The sequence below is a fragment of the Mesorhizobium sp. M7A.F.Ca.CA.004.12.1.1 genome (assembly GCF_003997835.1).
Lineage (GTDB): Bacteria > Pseudomonadota > Alphaproteobacteria > Rhizobiales > Rhizobiaceae > Mesorhizobium.
Window position 1 is genome coordinate 1 of record NZ_RZRK01000901.1, and the last position, 2,385, is coordinate 2,385.

Genomic DNA, 2,385 nt, shown 5'->3' on the forward strand with positions numbered 1-2,385 from the left:
AACCTCCTTGAAAATCCGATGGGCCTGCTGGTCTGATCCATCAAGCAGAAGCCGGCGTCGAATGATGCGCCGGCTTACGACAGAAACGACTTGTCAGGCGCCGACCCTTGACCCATGTTCTATCTGGATTGCGATCCAGGGAGGCCAAAATATGCCTGCATTCGACCCGTCTGACGTGAAAACCCTGTTCGGCAAGGTCATGGGCGCGTCGCCATCCGACATCAAGCTGGTGGCGCAGCGCCTGCACGACCACGCCTTCGAGCCGCGCATGTCGGCGGACGAGACCAGGCAGCTCGTCGCCAGCCTCGGCTATGACAGCCTGGACGCGTTCTGCGCCGACATCGGCTTGCCCACCCACATCGCCGAGCGGTGGAGCCGTTTCGGTGTTTCCGGCGAGATGAAGCAGGTGTTCACACTGTTGGCGGCGCAGCGCAAGCGGGTGGCCGAGGCGGTCGCCGAATTCGAATCCATGACCCATGTCGGTGTCGAGGATTTTTTGCGCGAGCGCGGGCTCATTTAGCGGGAAACACCGGAGCCAGTCGAACCGGCTCAGCCGCCCTTGGCAAGCAGCGCCGTGGCGGTATCGCTGTCGGTGATCAGCACGTTGGTGTCGACGGCTTTCAGCGCGGCGAGGATCGCCGCGACCTTGCGCTTGCCGCCCGCGGCAAGAACGACATTAGGCACGTTGCTGACCACATCGAGATCGATGGCCATGACGCGGCTGTTGACCTCGTGGTCGACCAGCCCGCCGGCGGCATCGACGAAATAGCACAGCATGTTGGCGACCGCGCCCTTCGCTTTCAGCGGAGCGATCAGCGATGACGGCACGATGCCATGCCGGAAGATGGTGGCGTCCGGCGACATGTCGCCGACGGTGAGCAGCGCGATGTCGGCGGCGGCCGCGCGTTGGCGCACATCCTGCAGGGTCGGCTGCGCCCAGAGGAGATCGCGCAGCGAGGAATTGTCGACCGTCACCGGCGCGGTGATCTGGTAGCTGTCGACCTCGAAGACGTCTGCGACCTTGGCTGCGACAATCGATGGATTGATCCATTGCGAGTGCGGCAGGCTGCCGACGAGCGCCACCACGCAGGCACGCTTCAGCTGCCGGCGGGCAAGGAAGCCGAGGCTGGCATGCAGGGTCGGGCCGCCACCGATCGCCAGCGTCATGCCGTCCTGCATCTGCTCGCCGAGGTAGGCCGCGACGGCATGGCCGATGGCCTTCTCCAGATGGTCATGCCCCGACGGCGTCGGGATGACGACGGCGGCGTTCAGACCCCAGCGCTTTTCCAGTTCCCGCTCGAGCGCCACCTGTCCGGCGGTCGGCGCGTTGATCATGGTGACGACAATGCCCTCGGCGGTGCAGGAGGCCAGCGTACGCATGACCTTCACCCTGGAGACATCGAGCTTTTCGGCGATCTGTTCCTGGGTGAAACCTTCGACATAGTAGAGCCATGCCGTCTTGACGTTAAGGTCCGACGAGACCATCGGCAGGCGAGCCTGTCTGGGTTTTTCTGTGGTCATCGGTTCCTGTCCCTCATGAGCCGTGGCCTGCCCGGTGCTCATCAAGGAAACACCGGCCGGATGTCAACTGATGCCGGATCTTCGGCGTGTCGATTGTCGCACATTTCTGTTCATTTGTAATTGACATCGTACATATGAACATATTTTGTGGGTTTCACGCGCTGTGTCATCCACCAGTCATATGCGCCGTGCAGGGAGGAAGAGACGGGGAGCCGGCCAGAGCCGGACCGGTCATGCACAGACAAGACAGGAGGTCTCATTGAAGACGCACTTCATCAAGCTGCTGGCCAGCCAGCTGGCACTCGCGGCAACTTTGTTTGCCGGCGTGGCAAACGCCGAAACACTGACGCTCTACACGTCCCAGCCGGAAGCCGACGCGGCCAAGACCGTGGATGCCTTCAAGAAGGCACAGCCGGGTATCGATGTGAATATCTATCGCTCGGGAACGAGCGATATCCTGACTAAGATGGCGGCCGAGTTTGCCGCCGGCAGCCCGCAGCCCGACGTGCTTCTGATCGCCGATGCGGTCTCGATGGAGCTGTTGAAGAAGGACGACCGGCTGCTGCCCTATCCCGAGGCAAAGCTCGAAGGCATCGAAGCGGATGCCTATGATGCCGGCAAGACCTATTTCGGCAGCAAGCTGATCACCACCGGCATCGTCTACAACACCGCGGCGACCGAGAAGCCGCAGCATTGGGCAGATCTCGCCAAGCCGGCCTATGCAGATGGCCTGGTCATGCCGAGCCCGCTCTATTCGGGTGCGGCCGCCTACCTGCTTTCGGGCTTCGTCGGCGATACCAATTATGGCTGGGATTTCTTCCAGAAGCTGAAGACCAACAACACCGTCAGCGTGCGCGGCAATGG

At 62.2% G+C, this 2,385-nt stretch carries 3 protein-coding genes; 2 read left to right on the forward strand and 1 reads right to left on the reverse strand.

Going from position 1 to position 2,385, the window contains the following annotated elements; all coding sequences use genetic code 11:
* Window positions 1-151: 151 nt before the first annotated feature.
* The gene (locus tag EN984_RS31445) at window positions 152-520 is read left to right on the forward strand and encodes a hypothetical protein (RefSeq protein ID WP_127271283.1); all 369 of its coding nucleotides are present in this window, start codon (window positions 152-154) and stop codon (window positions 518-520) included.
* Between the two features lie 29 nt (window positions 521-549).
* Here EN984_RS31445 and EN984_RS31450 read toward each other — a convergent pair whose 3' ends face one another.
* On the reverse strand, window positions 550-1,521 hold the full coding sequence (locus EN984_RS31450; RefSeq protein ID WP_127384212.1) for a sugar-binding domain-containing protein: 972 nt from the start codon (window positions 1,519-1,521) through the stop codon (window positions 550-552).
* 259 nt (window positions 1,522-1,780) lie between these two features.
* Between EN984_RS31450 and EN984_RS31455 the strand changes: the two genes are divergently transcribed.
* Window positions 1,781-2,385, forward strand: a 605-nt coding sequence (locus EN984_RS31455; protein ID WP_127384213.1) for an extracellular solute-binding protein, incomplete at its 3' end; no start/stop codon positions are given.